The organism is bacterium, from assembly GCA_024228115.1.
Lineage (GTDB): Bacteria > Myxococcota_A > UBA9160 > UBA9160 > UBA6930.
This window is the reverse complement of record JAAETT010000279.1, coordinates 1-937: the sequence shown is the minus strand read 5'-3', so window position 1 is coordinate 937 and position 937 is coordinate 1. Positions and strand designations below refer to the sequence as shown.

Below are 937 nucleotides of genomic sequence, written 5' to 3'. Positions count from 1 at the left end.
TGTTATGAGCAGATCAAGTGTGGATGCAAATATTTTAAGCAGCGCGCTGTTGAATAATTTACAACTGGACTACGATGCGCACGCATTATTGTGTTACATTGTTGAAAATAACGGAACCTTAGGTATTCTTGAGCGAACAAAGCCATGTATAAGAGGTAAATTGTTGAATTTATTATGTAAAACGCATGTTTATGAATTTTAAAAATGCAGTGCGACGATGCGACGGCTTATGTGTTAGCAGAAGATTATATAAATAGTTGTTTTGTGTGAAATAATCTGATTAATTATGGGCAAGTTGATTTGCCACCGTCATCGTTAGTAGAAAGAATTATAATACGCTGTTTGTGTAATGAGTTTTTGAGTGAAAATGAAAATGAATTAATCGAATTAAGTAGGCATTGCGAGAATATAACCGATTTTTTCTGTATTGCTTGGGGGCTAATTGAAACTGTTAGTTTAGAACGTGTGATCGCGCTATTTGTTTATGCGGGAGTTGTGGCGATAAGAATGGCGCGCGAAGGAAACGATAGAAGTAGTTTGGTGGGCGGTTGGTTAGGATCGGTGTTAGATATTGAGCTTAACGCCTGGGTTTGTGAACGTGGCGGTTGGCGTAATATATTATTACCTAGCGCCTTATTTATGACTTTTGATGTGTAGTAAAAAATTTTTACAAGTAGTTTTTTGGTGCTAATGGAACAGGCGTCTAATCGTCGCCTATATATCTATATGTGTGTAGAACTGTATGCGGCCCGGCCCTACCCGACCCAGCCTGGCCCAAACCCGGCCCGGGCAAAAGGGGGACAAACAAAAAACACGACAAACACAAAACCACCAACCCCACAGCAAAAGAAAACAACCACACCCCTAAACACTTCACCACCATATCCCTACCCATACGGCAAGCAACTAGCAACAACAGAAGTCGTTTCAAGCCCTC

The 937-nt window shown here is 40.6% G+C and carries 1 protein-coding gene; it reads left to right on the top strand.

Annotated features, from left to right (window positions below; translation table 11 throughout):
• The first annotated feature begins 342 nt into the window (after window positions 1-342).
• Window positions 343-657, top strand: a complete 315-nt coding sequence (locus tag GY937_12580; GenBank protein MCP5057543.1) for a hypothetical protein — start codon at window positions 343-345, stop codon at window positions 655-657.
• Window positions 658-937: the final 280 nt, after the last annotated feature.